General features: G+C 68.3%; 12 protein-coding genes. 6 read left to right on the top strand and 6 right to left on the bottom strand.

The window, feature by feature from the left end; genetic code table 11:
• Positions 1 to 83 precede the first annotated feature (83 nt).
• The 3 genes from D187_RS09305 to D187_RS09315 all read right to left on the bottom strand — a co-directional run bounded on the left by D187_RS09305 (position 84) and on the right by D187_RS09315 (position 4,761).
• Positions 84 to 1,439, bottom strand: coding sequence for a family 43 glycosylhydrolase (locus tag D187_RS09305; protein WP_155893268.1), 1,356 nt, complete (start codon positions 1,437 to 1,439; stop codon positions 84 to 86).
• A 76-nt stretch (positions 1,440 to 1,515) separates the two neighbouring features.
• Complete coding sequence (locus tag D187_RS09310) at positions 1,516 to 3,768, bottom strand: hybrid sensor histidine kinase/response regulator (protein WP_002627810.1); 2,253 nt, start codon at positions 3,766 to 3,768, stop codon at positions 1,516 to 1,518.
• 66 nt (positions 3,769 to 3,834) lie between these two features.
• Positions 3,835 to 4,761: a phytanoyl-CoA dioxygenase family protein gene (locus D187_RS09315; RefSeq protein WP_081713644.1), complete on the bottom strand. Its 927-nt coding sequence runs from the start codon at positions 4,759 to 4,761 to the stop codon at positions 3,835 to 3,837.
• Positions 4,762 to 4,867: 106 nt separating this feature from the next.
• On the opposite strand from D187_RS09315, the gene D187_RS09320 reads away from it, so the two are divergent.
• The 4 genes from D187_RS09320 to D187_RS57625 all read left to right on the top strand — a co-directional run bounded on the left by D187_RS09320 (position 4,868) and on the right by D187_RS57625 (position 11,223).
• Positions 4,868 to 5,647, top strand: coding sequence for an MBL fold metallo-hydrolase (locus D187_RS09320; RefSeq protein ID WP_002627813.1), 780 nt, complete (start codon positions 4,868 to 4,870; stop codon positions 5,645 to 5,647).
• An 11-nt stretch (positions 5,648 to 5,658) separates the two neighbouring features.
• Positions 5,659 to 7,974 carry an AAA family ATPase gene (locus tag D187_RS09325; RefSeq protein WP_002627815.1) on the top strand — a complete coding sequence of 772 codons (2,316 nt, stop codon included), beginning with the start codon at positions 5,659 to 5,661 and terminating at the stop codon, positions 7,972 to 7,974.
• Positions 7,971 to 9,281: an McrC family protein gene (locus tag D187_RS09330; protein ID WP_002627817.1), complete on the top strand. Its 1,311-nt coding sequence runs from the start codon at positions 7,971 to 7,973 to the stop codon at positions 9,279 to 9,281. Before D187_RS09325 ends, D187_RS09330 begins: the two co-directional genes overlap by 4 nt.
• 160 nt (positions 9,282 to 9,441) lie before the next feature.
• Entirely contained in the window at positions 9,442 to 11,223 is a 1,782-nt protein-coding gene (locus D187_RS57625) for a phosphatase PAP2 family protein (protein WP_051256277.1), read from the top strand.
• 39 nt (positions 11,224 to 11,262) lie between these two features.
• On the opposite strand, the gene D187_RS49705 is transcribed toward D187_RS57625, so the two are convergent.
• On the bottom strand, positions 11,263 to 13,080 hold the full coding sequence (locus tag D187_RS49705; RefSeq protein ID WP_002627821.1) for a GAF domain-containing sensor histidine kinase: 1,818 nt from the start codon (positions 13,078 to 13,080) through the stop codon (positions 11,263 to 11,265).
• 236 nt (positions 13,081 to 13,316) lie between these two features.
• Between D187_RS49705 and D187_RS09345 the strand changes: the two genes are divergently transcribed.
• Entirely contained in the window at positions 13,317 to 15,875 is a 2,559-nt protein-coding gene (locus D187_RS09345) for an RCC1 domain-containing protein (RefSeq protein ID WP_002627823.1), read from the top strand.
• 112 nt (positions 15,876 to 15,987) lie between these two features.
• On the opposite strand, the gene D187_RS09350 is transcribed toward D187_RS09345, so the two are convergent.
• Positions 15,988 to 18,246, bottom strand: coding sequence for an RCC1 domain-containing protein (locus tag D187_RS09350; protein ID WP_002627825.1), 2,259 nt, complete (start codon positions 18,244 to 18,246; stop codon positions 15,988 to 15,990).
• Positions 18,247 to 18,497: 251 nt separating this feature from the next.
• Entirely contained in the window at positions 18,498 to 18,746 is a 249-nt protein-coding gene (locus tag D187_RS56980; protein ID WP_002627827.1) for an ELWxxDGT repeat protein, read from the bottom strand.
• A gap of 223 nt (positions 18,747 to 18,969) precedes the next feature.
• Here D187_RS56980 and D187_RS09360 point away from each other — a divergent pair, with 223 nt between their 5' ends.
• Positions 18,970 to 20,127, top strand: coding sequence for a hypothetical protein (locus D187_RS09360; RefSeq protein WP_002627828.1), 1,158 nt, complete (start codon positions 18,970 to 18,972; stop codon positions 20,125 to 20,127).
• Position 20,128: the final 1 nt, after the last annotated feature.

The following is a 20,128-nucleotide window of genomic DNA, read 5'->3' on the forward strand; positions in this document are numbered from 1 at the left end:
TGCGCGGCCCGCGGATTCTGGCCGCGTGGCGTGCCTTTATCATGAAATCTCTCCGGCCCCCCTTGGGCGGCCAGCCGAGCGCGTCAGGCCGCTTCGACCGTCCGCGGCGCGCCGCGCGAGCCCTGGCGATCCTCGACGACGAACGGCTCACACGCCTGGCCGTGCTCGTCACGGAAGGACAGGTGGAAGCGCAGCACCTTTCGCGCCTCGCCGTGGGCGACGTAATCGGTCCCATTGCGCCACGCGTGGAGATAGAGCGCGTACAGGCCGTCGCCCAGCTTCTCCAACGAGGGGTGCCCCGGTCCGTTCCACGCGCCGCCCAACGCCGGACTCTGGCTGTCCATCAACAGCCGCTCGTCGCGGACCTCGCCGTGCAGGACGTCATCGATCTTGCCCACGTACGTGCGGTACTCGTGATTGCCGAAGAAGCCCGCGCTGTAGATGACGTAGAGCTGCCCGTTCTCCCGGACGAAGAACTGCCCCTCGACGAGTCCGCCGTGCTGGGGCCCATCCGAGAGGATGACATGGGGCGTGCCGACGAAGCGGAGCGCTCCCTCCTCCCCGAAGGTGAACTCGCGCGCGACCAACGGGGTCGGCGCGACGCGCTTCTGCCCGGTGATCGGATCCACCCAGCGCAGCGCATTGCCATCCACCTTGACCACCAGCGCGTGGCGCTTGCGTCCGCTCGAGTCCTCGAAGCGCACCAGGGTCCCGTCGATGGTGCCCAGTTCCAGGTTCTCCCCCGGATAGTCGGGGACGAGCTCCTTCACGCGCGGATTGACGTCCAGCGGCCCATGGTCCGTCCAGGGGCCCTCGATGCAGCGGCTGGTGGCGTAGGCACTGCGCAGCACGCCCTGACGGTCACGCGCGGTGTAGAAGAGCACCAGCCGCTCTCCGAACTCGAAGATCTCCGGCGCCCAGCGCGCGAACAGGAGATCCGCGGGCAGATCCGGCTCGGTGGGCACCGGCTCGCCCCGGTTCCACCACGCTGGCAGGTGACCCTCGGGAAACACGCACAGGTGGCGCCCGTCCTTCTCGGCCACATCGAAGCACGCCCGCGCCTCGTTCCACCGGTAGAGCGGGAAGGCATGGGGCAGGTTGTTCGACGTCGCGATGAGCCACAGCCCCTGCGTCCGCACGCCACCCGGACTCGTGGCCGTCAGCCGGAGGGCGAACGGGTCCGGCATGTTGTCGACGAGGAGCGACTCGGGGACCCGAGCCGGCCACGCCAGGAGCGTGCGAAGCATCACGCCCACACCCGCGGCATCCAGATCGAAGGGCGCGGCCAGAGCCGACGCGAGCTCATTGTGCTTCGAAGGGGAAGCAGGCAACCGGGGGTCGGAAGGCTGCGGGGGGGACTTCTGCTCGAAGTTGTCGGGCGGCATCGTGTCCAGGGCAGAGGTGACGGCAGCGGAAACCGGATCCGTCGCTCGCCGCATTCCATGAAGATTCCAGCCGCGAGGCAACCCCGTGCGCCTGGAAGAGGGGCAGCCAGCCCCTCGCACGAGGGAGTCCCTACGCGGCCCCGCTTCGCGCCGGTCGCAGCGACTCGATGAACGCGGTCAGTTCGTCGATGTCGATGGGCTTCACGAAGTGCCGACGGAAGCCCGCCGCGGCAGTGCGTGCGCGGTCCGTCTCCTGGCCGAAGCCCGTGAGCGCGGCGAAGACGGGGCTCGCCGGCCCCAACCGTTCCCGGATGCGCTCGGCGACCCCGTACCCATCCACTTCTGGCAGGCCGATATCGAGCAGCGCCATCTCCGGCCGGAAGTCCTCGGCCCGGCTCAGCGCACCCGCCCAATCGTGCGCCACGGCCACCTCGTATCCGCTCAGGCCCAGCAACTCGGCCAGCGCCTCGGCGGCATCGACATTGTCGTCGACGACGAGGACGCGCACGGCGTGCCCGGGCGTGGCCGCATGGGGAACAAACGCCTTCCGCACGTCCTCGAGGACCGGAATCTCCGCCTGGACGTGTCGCGGCAGCCAGACCGTGAAGGTGCTGCCCCGACCGGGTCCATCGCTGTGAAGCTCGACATGCCCCCCATGCGCCTCGACGAGGCTGCGCACGAGCGCCAGGCCGATGCCCAGTCCGCCCTCGCTGCGATCGAGCGACCGGGGCCCCTGCACGAACGGCTCGAAGATTCGCGAGCGCAGCTCCGGTGGGATTCCCTGCCCATCGTCCTCGACGGCGAGCGCGATGCTCCCCTCGTGGCCGTGGGCCCGCAGCCGGATGTGTCCTCCGGAAGGCGTGTAGCGGGCCGCGTTGGTGAGGAGGTTGGCCACCACCTGCGTCAGTCGATCGGCGTCCGCCAGGACGAGCAGCCCCGAGGAGGGCACGTGGACCTCCAGGGCATGGCGCCGCTGCTCGATCAGGGGCGAGGCCGCCTCCACGGCCCGGGTGACCACGGACACGAGCTCGAGTGGTTCGCGGCGCAGCGACATCTGCCCGCGGGTGATCCTCGCCACGTCGAGCAGATCATCCACGAGCCGGACGACGTGCCGGAGTTGCCGCGAGATGACCTCGTGCTCGGGTGTGCGCGCGAGCCCTCGCCTGCGCAGCAGTTCCAGCGAGCTCACGATGGGGGCGAGGGGGTTGCGCAGCTCGTGTCCGAGCATGGCGAGGAACTCGTCCTTGGCCCGCGCCGCCGCGACGGCCTCGGCCCGTGCCGCCTCGGCGCTGGCGAGGTGCGCGTCCCGTTCGACCTCCCGCTCGCGCAGCAACAGCCTGGAGCGCTCCAGGGCCTCACCGAGCCGCGCGAGCTCCCACACGCTGGAGGACGCCATGCGGTGAGGGTGGCCCTCGGCGAGCGCGGCCGCGGCGGCGGAGGCCTCGGAGATGGAGCGCTCGAGCCGCCGGGAGAAGACCCAGGCGCCGCCCGCGCTCACCAGCAGGAACACGAGCCCCAGGCCCCCGACAGCGAGCATCGAGTCCCACACGGGCGCGTCCAGCAGTCGCCTGGGACTGACGACCGCCGCGGTCCACCCCGAGGGGTTCGAATGGCTGAACGCCACATAGACCCGCTCGCCGTCCATCGACACGTCGGCATACAGGCCTTCGAACACGGCCCGGGTCTTCTCGAGAAAAGGGGGCGTCGCCGTCCGCCCCACGAAGCGCTCGGGCTGCCGGGTGCGGGCCACCACCGTCCCCGCTTCATCCACCAGCACGCGCGTCCATTCCCCGCTGTCGGACGACGGGCTGTCGACAATGCCAGCGAGCGACTGCGGCGTGATGACGGCCGTGAGCACGTACCGGAGGACGCCCTCGCGCAACACCGGCACCCGGACGGGAAAGGCGAGTTGCTTCCTGGCACCCTTGCCCACCGCGAGACTCCCCACGAGGGGTTGGCGGGTCTCGAGGACGCGCGCGAAGCTCTCCCGATCGGCGAGAGCCGGGAGCGCGGTGCCAAACGCATAGGCGGTGTTCACCAGCGGCTGCCCTTCTGGCGAGAGCAGCAACACGTGCCTCCACGACGGCTGCGTGCGGAGGACCCGCTCACTCTCCCTCTGGAAGGACTCCAGCTCGCCACGATCGAGCCGGTCGGACTCGGCCAGGGCCTGGAGCGCCTGGATGGAGCCGGACATCTCACGTTCGAAGGACTCCGCGAGCGCGCGGGCCGATTGCACCGCGCGCCGCTCGACGGCCCCACGCTCCACGCGCGCCAGTTGGAAGGCCACGACCGCGGCGAAGGCGACCGCGGGCAGAAGCGTCCCGCTCACGAGCCGGACGAGGTGCCAGCGCAGCGGGAAGGGCTGAGGAGGAGCAAGGGGCAAGGGGGACGCTCCCAGGCACCGTAACGAAACGCCACGGGCCATGCAAACGTCCACCCCGCCCACTCCTCAGGTGTCGTCCGGCTTCACCAATCCCTCGATGGTGTGGGCCTGCACGATGGGCTCCAGCTCTCCCACCACGCGGTAGATCAGGTGCTGGCGCACCAGCTCCGGCAATGTCTCGACGAAGCTCCGGCTGAGCTGGAGATCATGCCGCTCCGCATTGCGGCCATCCGGCGCGTCCACGCCAAGGACGAGGGTCGGCCGGGACTTGTCCGAGTGGTTGGCCGTGCCCCGATGGATGGTGAGGGCGGAGCGCGCCGAGATGTCACCCATCTTCGGCATGCGGCGCTGGGCGCGCTCGAGATAGCGGGGGTAGAACGAGCGGGGCGGGAACATCCCCTTGTCGAACTCCGGGGAGTCGTCCCACTGCGTGCCGGGCGCGATCTCGAAGGGGCCCATGTCCTCGGTGACATCCACGGTGGTGAGGTTGAACGCCAGCGAGTTCAGGCGCCGCCCCTTCACCGTCGCCTCCGGAGACGGGAAGTCGCGGTGCCAGGGCTGGTTCTGGGCGCCAGGGAAGGGAATGTCGAAGCCCAGCTCCACGATCTTGTACTCCGGGCCAAGCACCGCCTCGCACACCGCCACCACCCAGGGGTGGGTGACGAGGTCGACGAAGCCGCGCAGCCGCTCCGGGTGGATCTCGACATAGTAGCGACTGGGGCCCCGCCCGAGCGCGCCGCCGGGCCGCTTGATGGCCTCCTGGAAGAGCTGCTCGATGTCCTCCCCCACCTGCTGTACCCAGGCCCGCTCGAAGGCACCCTTCAGGGCGATGATGCCATCCCCATAGAGGCCGCCCAGGATGGACGCGGGCTCGTAGCTGGGTCGCGGAAACGTCCGGGTGGAAGTGCTCGAGAGCTCCTCCGCGGGAGTCCTCGCCATTCCCATGGACGCCTGCGTTTCCTGTCCGTCGTAGTTCATACCCACTACAACCATGCCCACATCCCCGGGCGCCAGGGCCCGCCCGCCCACCATGCGGCCCACCAACGGTCGAGGCTCCTCCGCGCTTGCCGTGAGGCGGGGCAGCCGTTACAGCGGGGCCATGATCAATGCCCGGCTGCTTGCTGTGTCGACCCTCTGGCTGTCGCTGTCCCTTCCGGCGTGCACGTCCTCCCCGGAGGTGCCCCCTGCCCCCGCCGAGCCGACCCTCTCGGGAGATGCCTTCCCCACGTCCCAGGGCGACCTGATCGTCCACCCGGTCAACCACGCGTCCCTCCTGATGAGCTGGGCGGGGAAGACGGTCTACGTCGACCCGGTCGGCGGCGCCGCGCCCTTCGAGGGCCTGCCCTCGCCCGATGTCGTCTTCGTGACCGATATCCACGCCGATCACCTGAGCGCCGACACGCTGACGGCGCTCGTGAAGGCCGACACGGTGATCGTCGCGCCCCAGGCGGTCCGTGACGCCCTGCCCGAGAGCCTGCGCGGTGCCACGCAGGTGCTCGCCAATGGAGGGACCCTGACGGTGAAGGACATCGCCGTCGAGGCCATCCCCATGTACAACCTCACACCGGACCGCCTTCAGTTCCACGTGAAGGGCCGAGGCAATGGCTACGTGCTGACCGTGGGTGGCGAGCGCGTCTACATCGCGGGCGACACGGAGGACATCCCCGAGATGAGGCAGCTGCGCGACATCGACGTCGCCTTCGTTCCGATGAACCTGCCCTACACCATGACGGTCGCCCAGGCGGCGGACGCGGTGCGCGAGTTCAAGCCGAAGGTCGTCTATCCCTACCACTCGCGCGGCAGCGACCCGAACGAGTTCACCCGGCTCGTCGGCACGGACGTGGGCGTCGAGGTGCGCGTGCGCAACTGGTACGAATAAGGAGACCCTTCGTGCTCGATGAAAGGCTCGGCCATGCGCTGGAGGAACTCCGGCGCAAGCTGGATGACGAGGGCAAGCTTCATTCGCGGGCCCAGCTCGAGCGGTTCTACGCGCTCTTCCGGGAGCGCTTCGGCCCGGAGCGGCTGCTCCAGCTGGACGGGGACGAGTTGCTGTCGCTGATGCACGATCATGGCCGGCGCGACGGGCTGGTGTACTGGCTCGAGTTCAAGGACGACGAGGAGTTCCCGGCCATCTTCGGCAGCATCGCCGGAGGCAGCGCGCTCAAGTTCGGCATCTATCGGCGCAAGGAGACGGGTGCCTGGATGACGGGCAGCCCCACCAATCAGCGGGAACTCTCCCAGTCCGAGGCGGTGCGGATCGCGCAGCGCCACCGCGATCAACTCCTGCTGGGTATCAGGTTGCTCGAACGACTTCGCTCGAATGGGAGTGACTCGGATTACCTCCGGCTCCAGGAACAGCTCGAGGCCGCGTCGCCCGAACTCTGCGATCTGTCCTGGAGCCACAAGTACTGGAGCCTGCTGTTTCCCGACAAGCTCGACGACTACCACAACACCGACCATCAGCGCTTCCACCTGATGAAGCTCCTCCAGATTCCGCCTGGAGGCGAGGGACGGTACGTGTGCGCGGGTCGTTTCGTCGCCCTGGCCAGGGAGCTCGGCCTGCCCATGAACACCACGACCCGGCTGCTCAAGCTGCGCCATGGCGGTCCGCATCGCTACTGGTGCCTCGGCACGTTGGACGGAGGCGGGCCCAACGCGCACTGGCCACAGATGCGCGAGGGCAACTGCATCGCGGTGGAAGGACGGGCGCTGGGAGATCTCTCGGAAACGCCGCCCGATCGGGAAGGCTTGAAACGCCTGGGCGTCCTCCTGGGAAGCCACGGGGGACTGGCGCCACGGCAGGGCACGGTGACCAGGCAGCTCTTCTCCTTCGTGGTGAAGGTGCTCGAGGGAGACTTCGTCCTCGCCACGAGAGGCGAGCAGGTGCTGGGCGTGGGACGCGTCGAAGGGGGCTATGCCCATGTCTCCGCGTCGGACTTCCCTCACCGCCATCCCGTCCAGTGGTTGTCCCTGGGCGCGTTTCAGCTCCCCGAGGGCATGGGCGCCGACGCCCAGACGCTGCTTCGCGAGGTGGAGTCGTCCGAGAGCATCGTCGCCATCGAGAGGCACCTGTTGAGCACCTCGGCGCCAGCGCCCACCCCGAGGCCCAGGCCCGTGCCCGGCGACGTCCAGGGCGGCCACCCCACCCCTCACCTCGCTGGCGTTCACGGACGCATCCAGGCCGTGCTGGAGCGCAAGGGACAGGTCATCCTCTATGGTCCACTGGGCACGGGGAAGACCCACCTCGCCGAGCAGACGGTGCGGGAGCTGTCCGCGCACGCGGCCTTCGGAGCGCCCTTCGCGGCCCTCGACGCCGAACAGCAGGACGTCATCACCAAGGGGACGGAGGAAGAGGGCCCCCTGGTACGCATGTGCTGCTTCCACCCCTCCTATGGCTATGAGGAGTTCCTCGAGGGCTACCGGCCTCGGGACGACGGCTCGGGTGGACCGATGCGCTTCGTGCTGCGCGATGGCATCTTCAAACGGCTGTGTCTGGATGCACGGCGCCGACCCTACCTGCGCTTCTACCTCATCATCGATGAGATCAACCGGGGCGACATCCCGCGCATCATGGGCGAGCTGCTCACGGTGATGGAGAGGAGCAAGCGGGGCAAGTCCATCCTCCTGCCGATGAGCGGTGCTCCGTTCCTGGTGCCGGAGAACGTCTACCTCGTGGGCACGATGAACACGGCGGACCGTTCCATCGCGCTGCTCGACACGGCGTTGCGGCGCCGGTTCGGCTTCCTGGAGTTGATGCCGGACATCACGCGGCTCGGCAAGGCCATGGTGGAGGGCATTCCGCTCGGCCCCTGGCTGAAGGCGCTCAACGCGCGCATCTGCGAGCACGTCGGGCGCGACGGACGCAACCTCCAGGTCGGCCATGCCTACCTCATGGAGCGCGGAGAGCCCCTCGCCGACTTCCCCCGGTTCTCTCGCGTGGTGCAGGAGGATCTCATCCCGCTGCTGGAGGAGTACTGCTACGAGGACTGGGCCGCCCTGGAGAAGATCCTGGGAAGCAGCCTGGTGAGCCGCAAGGAGCAGCGGGTGCGCCACGAGCTGTTCGACCCGGAGCGGCAGTTGGATCTGATCCAGGCGCTGCTCGCTCCGAGCCCGGAGATCGGCTCGTCGGCACCGGTCATCGCCTCGGAGGCGAGCGCCCGGGCCCTCACCGAGGACGACGCCGGCACGGAGCCCGGCGCGCCATGATCCCCGCCGAGCTCTCGGAATGGCGGAGCTGGCCACCGGAGGGCGCTTCACGCGGGGCACCCCTCCACCTGGATGACGACCCCGAGGTGCACAGGTTGGCCGAGTACCTCGATCGGGAGCGCATGCTCCGGGTGCGAGACCTCAGGACGGGTCTGCGCCTCGAGGCGACGTCCTACGTCGGAACCCTCCGGCTCGGGAGCCTGCCCGTCATCATCCGCCCCAAGCTGGGAGGCGCGCGGCTCCTGTCGCTGCTGCGCTACGCCTACGGGTTGCGCGACCTCGAGCTCTTCCCGGGGTTCGAGCAGGAGACCTCCCGGCTGGCGTTCCAGGATCTCCTCATCCACCAGCTCGAAGCGGAGACCCGGGAACTCGTCCACCGGGGCCTGCATCGCGGGTACGTGCGTCGAGAGGAGGAACTCGCGAGCCCCCGGGGAAGGATCGACCTGGGCTGGTGGATGCGGCACGCCGGCTCGGGCCGGGCGTCGCTGCGCTGCGCGCACCATCCCCGGCTGGAGGATCACCCGCTCAACCGGGTGCTGCGTGCCGGGCTCCTGCTGGCCTTGACGCTCACGAACGACGTCGGGCTGAGGACCCGGCTCCACCGGCTCGAGGCCCTGCTGCCGGGCGTTCAGCGGGTGGTGCTGTATCCAGAGTTCCTGGAGCGGCGCATCCGCGAGACCGACCGGATGACGGCCGCCTACCGGCCGGCACTGTCCCTCATCCAGGTGCTGCTCGACGCGCGAGGGACGATTCAGGAGGAGTCCTCACGCGCGGTGGAGCTTCCGGGGTTCCTCTTCGACATGAACCGCTTCTTCCAGGCGCTCCTGTCGCGGTTCTTGAAGGAGAACCTGCGAGAGTACACCGTGCGCGACGAGTTCCGGCTCGTGGGGATGATGGCCTACGCCGCGACCCACAATCCCCGGAGGCGGCAGGCGCCCACGCCAAGACCCGACTTCGCCATCCTGCGGGGGCAGCGGGTGCTCACCCTGCTCGATGCGAAATACCGCGACCTGTGGGAGACGCAGCTCCCACGGGACATGCTCTACCAGCTCGCCATCTACGCGCTGAGCCAGGGCTCCACGGGGAGCGCGGCCATCCTCTACCCGACCCTGGCCCCGGAGGCCCGGGAGCAGATCATCGAGATCAACGATGTCGTCCAGGGAAACCGCGAGGCCACGGTGGTACTCAGACCAGTCCACCTCCCCACCCTGGCGGACCTGGTACACCCACGAGAGGGCGTGGACACCGGGCGCGAACGGGAAGCTTTCGCACACCGGCTGGCGCTGGGCGAGCCGGGCGCGGTTTGATGGAAGACACCTTCGCGGGCGGCGGGCCAACAGTTGTCATTCATGAGCGTCGGCGAATCAACCGGGCTCGGGAGGTGGAATTGACGGCCTCGGATGATGAGTGATTGAGGTGGAGGGCGAGACTCGTGTGACGCGGGTCGCGGAAGTGGGGGGGACACACATGACGAAGCAACACAAGGATTCTCCGCCGCGGGAATCAGCCGTGGGCCACGCCCAGGCCACACCCGAGGAGATGAACCCGCAGGAACTGACCAGCCGCCGCGGCTTCCTGGGCGGAATGGGAAGCGCGGCGTTGGCCGCCCTGGCGGCGGGCGCCCCTCCGGTGGACGACTCCTCCCTCGATCTGCTCGAGGACCCCACGCGCCCGGAAACGCGCAGGGCCCAGATCCGGCGCATCCGGTCCTACCAACTGCGCCAGCAGGCCGCCCTCAACGAGTTCAAGCGGGGCATCTTCCCCAAGCGGACCAACGGGGATGAAGAGCGCTACCCCCATCGCATTGGCAATTACTCCAAGGGCCTGCCCCACAACGAACTGGGCGAGGTGGACCCCAATGCCTACGACGCCATGCTGCGCGCGCTCGCCACGGGCCGCTTCGAGGACTTCGAGGCCCTGCCCCTGGGAGGCCGGCTGAAGCTGACCAATCCCCTGGGCGGCCTGACGTACGATCTGGTGGGACCGGATGCCGCCGCCGTGCGTCTGGGCACGCCCCCCGCCCTGGCCAGTCCCGAGGCGGCCGCACAAGTGGCGGAGTTGTATTGGATGGCGCTCTGCCGCGACATCCCCTTCACCGACTACGCCAGCGATCCCACCATCGCCGCGGCCATCGAGGACCTCAAACGATACTCCGGCTACCTGGGACCCAAGCCCATCACCCCGCAGACGATCTTCCGCATGGACAGCCCCGGAGTCCTGGAGGGGCCCATGGTCTCCCAGTTCCTGCTGCGGCCCTGGACGTACGATGGCATCCCCATCGAGCCCCGGCTCCAGGTCCCGCTGCCCGTGACCACCGGAGAGGGCATCGACTTCCTGACGTCGTATGACGAGTGGCTGGCGGCCCAGCGCGGCTTCCCCGAGGGGACGGCCATCACCCCTCCGCGCATGGATCCGGTGCTCCGGTACATCCACGATCTGCGCTCCCTGGGCCAGAACGCCGGCGTGGACCTGCACTACACGCCCTACCTCCGGGCGGCCCTCATCCTGCTGAGCCTGGGCGATGCGGCCCTGAGCGACCGCAATCCCTACAAGGCGAGCAGGACGCAGAGCGGGTTCGCCAGCTTCGGACCGTCCCACCTGCTCCAACTGCTGGGCTGCCTCACCCGGCTCAGCCACCACGGCTTCTATGGCAAGTGGTACATCCACCGCTACCTGCGGCCGGATGCCTTTGGCGGGCGAGTCCACAACCGCCGCAGGGGGGCCGCGGACTACCCCATCCACCCGGAGCTGCTGGAGTCGCCCGTGCTCGAGCGCATCCAGGCCTACAACGAGCTGGTCAACAAGCGGCGGGGGTTGAATGACGGCCAGGGCTCGTTCCTGCTGCCCGTCATGATGCCCATCGGCTCGCCCACGGATCCCTCCCACCCAGGGGGACACGGCTACACCGCGGGCTCCCGCTCCGCCCTCCTCAAGGCCTGGTTCAAGGAGGACTTCGTCATCCCCAACCCCGTCAAACCCAACCGCGATGGCACCGGGCTCGAGCCCTACGTGCCCGGTGTGGACGGCCCCCCCCTCACCGTGGCCGGGGAACTCAACAAACTCGCCCACAACACCGCGATGGGGCGGGATGCGTACGGCATCCACTACCGGAACGACGATCTCGACGGCTTCCGTCTGGGCGAGGACGTGCTCATCCGCTTCCTCCAGGAGGAGCGCCCCACCTACCCCGAGTCGGTCTTCCAGGGGTTCGCCTTCACCCGGCTGGATGGGACGCTCGTCGAGCTGTGACCGAGTGGTCGCCAGACAATGACAGACACCACCCGGCCCTCAGTGAAGCAGGGGGCCGCTCAGCCGTGAAGAGCCGCGGGGCAGCTCCACCGTGAAGGCCGAGCCGACGCCGGGCGTGCTGTTCACGGAGATGGCGCCCCCCAGCCTGTGGACGATCTCCCGGACGATCCACAGGCCCAGCCCGAAACCGCTGTAGTTCTGCTCGGAGACGGCGCGCTCGAAGCGCTCGAAGATGCGCTCCTGGTCTCCCGGCGCGATGCCGATGCCCTCGTCGCGCACGGTGAGCCACGCATGCGCCTCGTCCGCCTTCAGCTCCAGCGCGATGGGGCGGCCCCGCCCATACTTGATGGCATTGGTCAGCAGGTTGATGACCACCTGCTCCAGCCGCAACCGGTTCCACCGCCCCACCACGGGAGCGTCCACCCCGGAGAGCACCAGCCGGATGCCCGGGCTCGCCAGTTCCTCGCGGAAGCTCGCCGCCACGTCGCGCACCAGCTCGGCCAGGTCCACGTCCTCGAGCGGGAAGGACAGGTGCCCCTGGGCGATCCGGGAGATGTCCAACAGCTCGTCCACCAGATGGCCCAACCGATCCACCTGCCGGGTGATGACCCGCGCCTTGCGCGCGACCAGCTCCGGCGTGAGCGGCCGTTGCGGATGGCTCGCGTCACGCAGCAACATCCGCGCCTGCAACCCCAGCGCCGTCAGGGGCGTGCGCAGCTCGTGCGAGGCGATGGAGAGGAACTTGTCCCTCAGCAGCGTGGCCTCGCGGGACTCCGCGTAGAGCCGGGCATTCTCCACCGCCAGCGCCATGCGGCGCACCACATCCTCGGCCAGCGACACCTCGATCTCTCCCAGGGGATGCTCGGGTGCCAGGGAGAAGCTCACGGCGCCCAGCACCCGGCTGTGACTCGTCAACGGCAGCCGGAGCGAGGCGCCTTCGGGCCCGGTGATGCGGACATGCCCCGCGACCGGATGTACATCCATCCGCTCGGGTGTGAGCAGGGCGGAGGGCTCGGGCAGGGCGCGCAGCCGTGCCTCCTCTCGTGGATCCACATGCGCCACCGCCACCCGGCGCAGCCGGCCCTGTGCCTCGAGCAACTCCACCGAGCAGCCATCCGCCACCAGAGGGACAACCAGGCGCACGGCCCGGGCGAGCACGGCCTGGAGATCGAACCCCTCGGCGAGCACGGCGCTCAGCTCGGCCAGCAGGGCGAAGCGCTGGCGCGCCGCCTCCGCCTCGGCGCCAGCCACTCGCGCCGATTGGGCCCGCACCTCCAGCTCCCGGACGGCGCGCAGCTCGATCTCCTTCATCACCGAGACGGATAGCTCCTCGAGGACGTACAGGTTCTCCTCCGTCCAGACGCGCGGCTGGGTGTCGATGACACACAGGGTGCCGAGCGTCTCTCCCTGGGAGGCGGTGAGGGGCATGCCGAGGTAGGCCACCACCCCGAGCTGATCGACGGCGAGGTTGTCTCGGAGCACGGGGTGCAGGCGCGCGTCCTCGACGACGAGGGGCTTTCCGGTGGCCACCACGTGCATGCAGAAGGAGTGGGTCAGGGGCGTCTGGCGCAGGTCGCACCAGGGAGGGGGCAGGCCCACGCAGCTCTTGAAGAACTGGCGCTTGCCGTCCACCAGGGAGACGAGCCCCACGGGGGCCTCGAGCACCCGGGTCGCCAGCCGCGACAGCCGGTCGAATGCCTCCTCGGCGGGAGAGTCCATCAGGGCCGTACGGCGCAGCGCTTCCAGCCGGCTCTCCCGGCGGAGGATCTGCTGGAACTCCCGCGGCGCGTCTTCCGCCCCGGAGCTGTCGTCCTGCCCGGAAGACTCCACCCGGCCCCCCTGTATTTGCTCCTCCATCGACGCAGCCCCTTCTGAGAGGGGGAACAACACCCGTCTGGGAGGGATTGCGGGCAGAGGGAGGGTGGAGCGCACGAGCCCCCCGCCGCGGGCGACGCTCGTGAGGCCGACGCGTCAGGGCAGGCGTCCGTGGGTGATGTGTCGAAGGGTGAGCAACAGGCTCCGATGCTCGTGCTCCGCCGTCGGGTGGACTCCCTTTTGGGTATTGTTGGGACTCTACCTGAGAGTGAGTGGTCATGAAGATTTCGACGAGGCTCGTCCTATTCGCAACGGTGGTGCTCGGTGGTGCGGTGGGTTGCATCGACTTCGACAAATCCGCCGTGGAGTTCTGCGCGCGCAATCCCACGCGGTGTGCTGAACCCATAGCACCTGAGATCGTGCGCTCTACCCAGTCAGCGGCCTCCGTCCGGGCGGGGGAGACCGTCACCCTGCACGTCACCGCGGTGGACGCCCAGAACCTCACGCTCCACTTCTCCTGGACGAGCAACATCGGCACACTGGGAAGCCCCGCGGACACCGCCACGGAGAGCGAGGTCGTCTGGACCGCTCCCTCGTGTGTCCCCAGCGGGGTGACGCCCACCGTCACGGCGACCGTCCAGAATGCCCTGGGCCTCTCCGCTTCGGCCAGCTTCGTCCTCTCCTCCTCGCCAACCTGCATCGCGCCCGCCGTGGCGGTGGGGACTCAGCACACGCTGCTGCTCCGCCCGGATGGCACGGTGTGGGCGTGGGGGCCCAACGATTACGGCCAACTCGGCGACGGGACGACCACGAATCGCCCAGTACCCGTGCAGGTGGGCGGGTTGAGTGGTATCAGGGCGGTGGCGGCGAGCAGCGACCACTCGCTGGCAGTGCGAGATGACGGTACGGTGTGGGCCTGGGGAATCAACAGTTCCGGCCAACTCGGCGATGGGACGACCAACGACCGTCTGACACCGGTACAGGTGGCTGGCCTGAGCAGTATCAAGAGGGTGGCCGCTGGTGACGGCTACTCCCTGGCAGTGCATGGTGACGGTACGGTGTGGGCCTGGGGAATCAACAGTTCCGGCCAACTCGGCGATGGGACGACCACTGACCGTCTGACACCGGGACGGGTCAAGGGACTCAGCGAAGTGGTCGAAGTATCCGCCGCAAAATACAGCCTCCTTGGTTCCGCCCATGTTCTGGCGGTGCGTGGTGACGGCACGGTGTGGGCTTGGGGCAACAACGGTTCTGGCCAACTCGGCGATGGGACGACCACTGATCGTTTGACGCCAGTACAGGTGAGCGAGCTTGATGGTGTGAAAGCCATAGCCGTGGGGAACAGTTTCCCACTCTCCAATTCAAACGGGAGTTATTCACTAGCGGTACGTGGTGATGGCACGGTGTGGGCGTGGGGGAGCAACTCCACTGGACAGCTAGGTGATGGGACCACCATTAGCCGCTCGCGTCCGGCCCAGGTGAATGCGCTGAGTGGCATCACGGCGGTGTCCGCGAGTAGCGACCATGCACTGGCCATGCGCGATGACGGCACAGTGTGGTCCTGGGGGAAAAACACAAACGGAAAGCTCGGCGATGAGACGACGGCTCATCGTTTGATTCCGGTGCAGGTGCATGGACTCAGTGGAGTGAGGTCCGTGGCCGCAGGCGAATCCCACTCCGTGTCAGTACGGGAGGATGGGAAAGCCTGGGCCTGGGGTTACCGTGGAATGGGCCTGCTCGGTGATGGGGCGATGTTCTTGAGCTTCGTCCCTGTTCAAACGATGGGCCTGACCGCCACAGCGCAAATCGCTTCTCACGGCAACCGTTCCCTCGCGGTGAAAGAGGACAACACTTTATGGGTCTGGGGGTCCAGCAGCCTCGGAGACCTGGGTGATGGGTCGACGGGTGCTCACCCGGTTCCCTCGTCAATCCTCGACGATGTGAAAGCCGTTGCCGCGGGCAATGATTACTCCCTGGCAGTGCGCAATAACGGATCACTATGGGCCTGGGGTAGTAACAGTATCGGCCAGTTGGGAGATGGATCGACCACCAACCGCCTGACTCCGGTACCAGTGAATGGTCTTGAAAACGTGGTGGGCGCAGCTGCCAGCTTCAGCGTTTCCCTGGCGCTGCGGAGTGATGGCACCGTGTGGGCCTGGGGTCTCAACAGTGTCGGCCAATTGGGAGATGGATCGACCATCAATCGCTCGACACCTGGGCCAGTGGGCGGGCTGGTCCACATCGTGGGGGTGGCCACCAGTGGAGGCCATTCCCTGGCATTGCGAAATGATGGCACCGTGTGGGCCTGGGGTGGCAATCACGATGGCCAACTCGGGGACGGGACGACAACCAACCAACCGAAGCCGGTGCAGGTGAGTGGTCTCAGTGGCGTGAAGGCCGTGGCCGCGGCGATTGTTTCCTCAGCGGTCGTGCGAGATAACGGCACGGTGTGGGCCTGGGGCGACAACTACAGCGGACAGTTGGGAGATGGAACGACCACTGATCGCCTGACTCCCGTGCTGGTGAGCGGGCTCAGCGGCGTGAAGGCGCTGGCTTCCGGCAACCACCACTTTCTGGCGCTGCGCAATGACGGCACGGTGTGGGCCTGGGGGGACAACTATTACAGCCAACTCGGTGATGGGACGAGGACTCAGCGCTCGACGCCGGTGCAGGTGCGGGGACTCAGCGACGTGAAACTCATCGCCGCTGGCGAGAACCACTCCATGGCGGTCCGTAAGGATGGCACGGTGTGGACGTGGGGTCTCAACACTTCCGGCCAGCTGGGAAATGGCCTCCTGGATTTCAGTGCCCTGCCCGTGCCCTGCACGCGTCCCTGAGTTCCGCCAACACGTGGCGCGAGAGCCACGCCCCGTGCGCTGGCTCTTTCACCAGTGCCGACCCCCTCCCCCACACCCGCGTGGGAAAGGGGGCGGATGCGAGTCCTCGCTCTCAATACAACGAGGAGCGAACGGCGGTGGTCACGTACGTGGAGGGTTGAGTGCCCAACTGGCCAACGTCGTTGTTCCCCCAGGCCCACAGGGAGCCGTCGGAGCGCACCGCCAGCGACAGGTTCAGGGTCACGTCCACGGCCACCACCCCACTCATCCCCGGCACCCGCACCGGCAGGGCGTGATGCGTCAAGGTGCCATCGCCCAACTGGCCTTCGAAGTTGAAGCCCCAGGCCCACAGGAAGCCATCGGACCCCACCGCCATCGAGTGGCTCTGGCCAGCGGCCAGGGTGCTCGCCCTGACGGGCCCCTGCACCCGCACCGGCACCGCCCGGGAGGTCGTGGACCCATCCCCCAACTGGCCCGCGAAGTTGGTGCCCCAGGCCCACAAGGAGCCATCGGCCCGCATCGCCATCGAGTAGTTATAACCCGCCGACAGGAGCGCGACCGTGCCCGGCGCGTTCACCCGCAGCGGCACCAGGCGGCGGGTCGTGGTCCCATCCCCGAGCTCGCTGTCGGTGTTGTTGCCCCAGGCCCACACGGTGCCATCGGCGCGCACCGCCAGCGAGTGACCGAAGTCGGCTGCCACGGACACCATCCCGCTCAGCCCCGGCACCTGCACCGGCGAGTAGCGGCGGGCCGAGATGCCCTCGAAGCCATCTCCGAGCTGGCCGTAGTCGTTGAAGCCCCAGCCCCACACGGTGCCATCGGCGCGCACCGCCAACGCGTGCATGCTGCCCGCGGCCACGGCCACCACCTCGCTCAGCTCCCGCACATGCAACGGCACGGAGCTGGCGTCCGTGGAGCCATGCCCGAGCTGGCCGTAGGCGTTGTCGCCCCAGGACCACACGCTGCCGTCGTAGCGCACCGCCAGCGAGAAGGAGGAGCCCGCGGCCACGGCCACCACCCCGCTCAGCTCCGGCACCTGCCTCGGCACCCAGCGGCTGTGCCGGGTCCCATCTCCCAGTTGGCCGGAGGCATTGTCACCCCAGGCCCACACGGTGCCATCGGAGAGCAGCGCCAACACATGGCCACCTCCCGCCGCCACGGACACCACCCCGCTCAGCCCAGGCACCCGCCCTGGCGTGGGGTAGCGGGTCAGGGTGCCATCTCCCCGCTGACCGTCGAGGTTGGAGCCCCAGGCCCACAGGGTGCCGTCGGAGTTCACCACCAGCGAGTGGCGATAACCCGCGGCCACGGCCACGGCCCCACTCACCCCCAGCACCTGCACGGGTGAGGCGGCATGGGCCCTGGAGCCCCCGCCCAACTGGCCATAGGCGTTGTTGCCCCAGGCCCACACGGTGCCGTCGGAGCGCACCACCAGCGAGTGGTAGAAGCCCGCGGAGACGGCCACCACCCCACCCAGCCCCGGCACCTGCTTCGGCAGCCAGCGGGAGTTGCCCTCCAGCTTGCCATCCCCGAGCTGGCCGTAGAGGTTGTCACCCCAGGCCCACACGGTGCCGTCGTAGCGCACCGCCAGCGAGTGGTACTGGCCCGCGGCCACGGCCACCACCCCGCTCACGTCCTCCACCCGCCAGGGCACGGGGTAGGCCGCCTCGGGGGCGCCCCCCAACTGGCCGGAGGCGTTGTTGCCCCAGGCCCAGACAGAGCCGTCGGAGCGCACCGCCAGCGAGTGATTCCCCCCCGCGGCCACGGACACCACCCCGCTCAGCCCCGTCACCTGCACCGGCACGGCCCGGTCGTCGCGAGTGCCATCCCCGAGCTGGCCGGAGGTGTTGCGGCCCCAGGCCCAGACAGAGCCGTCGGAGCGCACCGCCAGAGAGTGGGTATCGCCCGCGACCACGGACACCACCCCGCTCAGCCCCGTCACCTGCACCGGCACGGTCCGGTTGTCCCGGGTGTCGTCCCCGAGCTGGCCATAGGCGTTGTTGCCCCAGGCCCACACGGTGCCGTCGTAGCGCAGCGCCAGCGAATGGCCATGGCCCGCGGCCACGGCCGCCACCCCACTCAACCCCTGCACTTGAACGGGGGTCCGGCGAGACAGCGTGGTCCCATCTCCCAACTGGCCATGGCCATTGCCGCCCGTCGTCCAAACCGTGCCATCCGGGCGCACCGCCAGGGAATGAGCTGTTCCCGCGGCGAGGCGGGCACGAGCCCGCGTGGCCCACAGGGAAGAGCCTCGTACCGCCTCCCCTTCGTCTGGCACTCCGCCCGGCCCCGTCTGCCCACAGCCCCCCCACAAGACTCCGAGCCAGACGCCCAACAGCCTGACCAGCCACCACCTCGCGCTGCTTTGCATTCCGCGACTCCTGGTTCCACGGGGTTTGAAAGGAGTTCTCCCATAGATGACCCAGGAGGCGGAGCAACACAAACCATCCACTCCATTGCTCATTTCGATTTCCGAGCAATCGAGCCATTCAGCCCCTTTGAGAATCCAATTTGTAGGAACTCAAGAAAGGGAATCTTCGTGGATGCTCATGACGAAAGCATGGGCAATCAGGGCTCCAGGGCGAGCACCGCCAGCACGTGCTCCCCCTGGGGCCCGCCCGCTCACGGCAACAGCGGCACGCGCCACAGCTCGGCACCGTGGGTGCCATCATCCGCGCTGAAGACAATGGCATCGCCGCTGCGGGTGAGCTCGCGGGGGGCCGAGGAACGGGCCCCCGGGGCGATGTCCGCCACCATGCGGGTGCCGGACGCGGTGCCATCCGTCACCCACGGCTCCGAGCCGTGCACCCCATCCTTGGCGCGGAAGAACAAAAGGCCCTCGGGCAGCCCGAGCAGGGGAGTCGGCTCCACGCCCCCCGACGAAAGCCGGCGTCGGCCCCGTGTCTCCAGACGCCAACGATCCTGACCCGGGGGGCAGCCTGCCCCCACCACGGTGCGTCCCTCTGTTCTGGGCCCGAAAACGTCTCTTGAGCAGTCATGCCCTGCATCCACGGGGTTGCTTCACCATGTAGGGGCAGGACCGCATATTGGCCCCCTCTGACTGGCGAGCGCCGGCGGAGGGAGGAAAGCCGTCATGCGGTTCTATCGAGACAGATTCGCGTTCGTCGCGTTGGTCACCTTTCTGCTGGTCGGGGCCAACGTGCCTGCCGCCCCGCCCCGGCCCCCGGGCCCGATGAACCCGGAAAGCATCGTCCAGCCATTCATCATCACCTTCGATCGCCACGAGGTCCAGGTGATCGCCTTGCTCGCCAATCACCCTGTCTACGATGCCATCGAGGTGATGGTGACCCGGCGGACCGGGCGGCCTCCCCTGCTTCGAGCCATCATCACGCAGCTCGATGGTGTTCAGATCGACTTCATCAACGACGAGGAGATGGCGCGGGAGCGCGCCGCGGTGTTGACCAACCGGCGGACGCTCTACCGGCCCATGCAGTACGAGGAGGGAGAGCGCAACGGTCTACCCACGATGCGGCTGCGCTTCACCTCTCATGAGGGCGAGAGGATCCTTCTCTCGTTCGAGGCCTTCTCGCCCCCCACCCCCGAGCAGGGTGGGTTCATCAATCCTGGAAATCACTCGGAGGACTCCTCCCTTCCCATGATGTGGGCGAATACCAGCGCCTTCGCCCATCCCAGCAGTCAGGTGACCGTGGACGGCATCTCCTATCAGCTCCGCCCCGCCCCCCAGCCGGGAGCACTCCTCTTCATCTACTCGGAAGACTTCCTGATCGGCGTCATCCGCGAGGGAGAGCTGGGGCTGTGGCTGGCCTGGGCCCCCAAGCGCGTCGCGGTGGGCGAGCGCTGGCTGTATTGGGACAACCTGCGCAACCTGCACCAGTACGAGATCATCGGCATGGAGGGGGACGTGCTCACCCTCCACAAGACGACCACGTCGTCGTTCCTCGCGGAGGAAATCCTCACGGTCCAACGCGTGGAGGGGAAATTCCTGCTGCGTTCCGTCCGGAACACAGGCCGTCTCGGCAGACGGCAGGACGTCCCTCCCGCCTCCCAGGGCTTCACCCTCCGCATGTCCACCGAGGAGGGCTTTTCGTTGTCCACGGACGAGCACGAGAACCTCGTGACGGGGAGCGCATCCTGGAAGGTGAGCGGCAACACGACGACGCGGATGCTTCACCCCATGGACCCGCCCTGGACGCAGAGCCGCACGGTGCGAGCCAGCGTCACCAGGTATGGGCCCTGGCATCGCACCGAGAACACGGTGGGCGAGCACTGAG

Origin of the sequence: Cystobacter fuscus DSM 2262 (assembly GCF_000335475.2) — a bacterium.
GTDB classification, from domain to species: Bacteria; Myxococcota; Myxococcia; order Myxococcales; family Myxococcaceae; genus Cystobacter; species Cystobacter fuscus.

What these genes read in the sequence shown, in the direction of transcription:
- D187_RS09305 (WP_155893268.1), bottom strand. Translation starts at nt 1,439, where the DNA reads ATGCGGCGAGCGACGGATCCGGTTTCCGCTGCCGTCACCTCTGCCCTG.
- D187_RS09315 (WP_081713644.1), bottom strand. Translation starts at nt 4,761, where the DNA reads ATGGTTGTAGTGGGTATGAACTACGACGGACAGGAAACGCAGGCGTCC.
- D187_RS09320 (WP_002627813.1), top strand. Translation starts at nt 4,868, where the DNA reads ATGATCAATGCCCGGCTGCTTGCTGTGTCGACCCTCTGGCTGTCGCTG.
- D187_RS09330 (WP_002627817.1), top strand. Translation starts at nt 7,971, where the DNA reads ATGATCCCCGCCGAGCTCTCGGAATGGCGGAGCTGGCCACCGGAGGGC.
- D187_RS57625 (WP_051256277.1), top strand. Translation starts at nt 9,442, where the DNA reads ATGACGAAGCAACACAAGGATTCTCCGCCGCGGGAATCAGCCGTGGGC.
- D187_RS49705 (WP_002627821.1), bottom strand. Translation starts at nt 13,080, where the DNA reads ATGGAGGAGCAAATACAGGGGGGCCGGGTGGAGTCTTCCGGGCAGGAC.
- D187_RS09345 (WP_002627823.1), top strand. Translation starts at nt 13,317, where the DNA reads ATGAAGATTTCGACGAGGCTCGTCCTATTCGCAACGGTGGTGCTCGGT.
- D187_RS09350 (WP_002627825.1), bottom strand. Translation starts at nt 18,246, where the DNA reads ATGCAAAGCAGCGCGAGGTGGTGGCTGGTCAGGCTGTTGGGCGTCTGG.
- D187_RS09360 (WP_002627828.1), top strand. Translation starts at nt 18,970, where the DNA reads ATGCGGTTCTATCGAGACAGATTCGCGTTCGTCGCGTTGGTCACCTTT.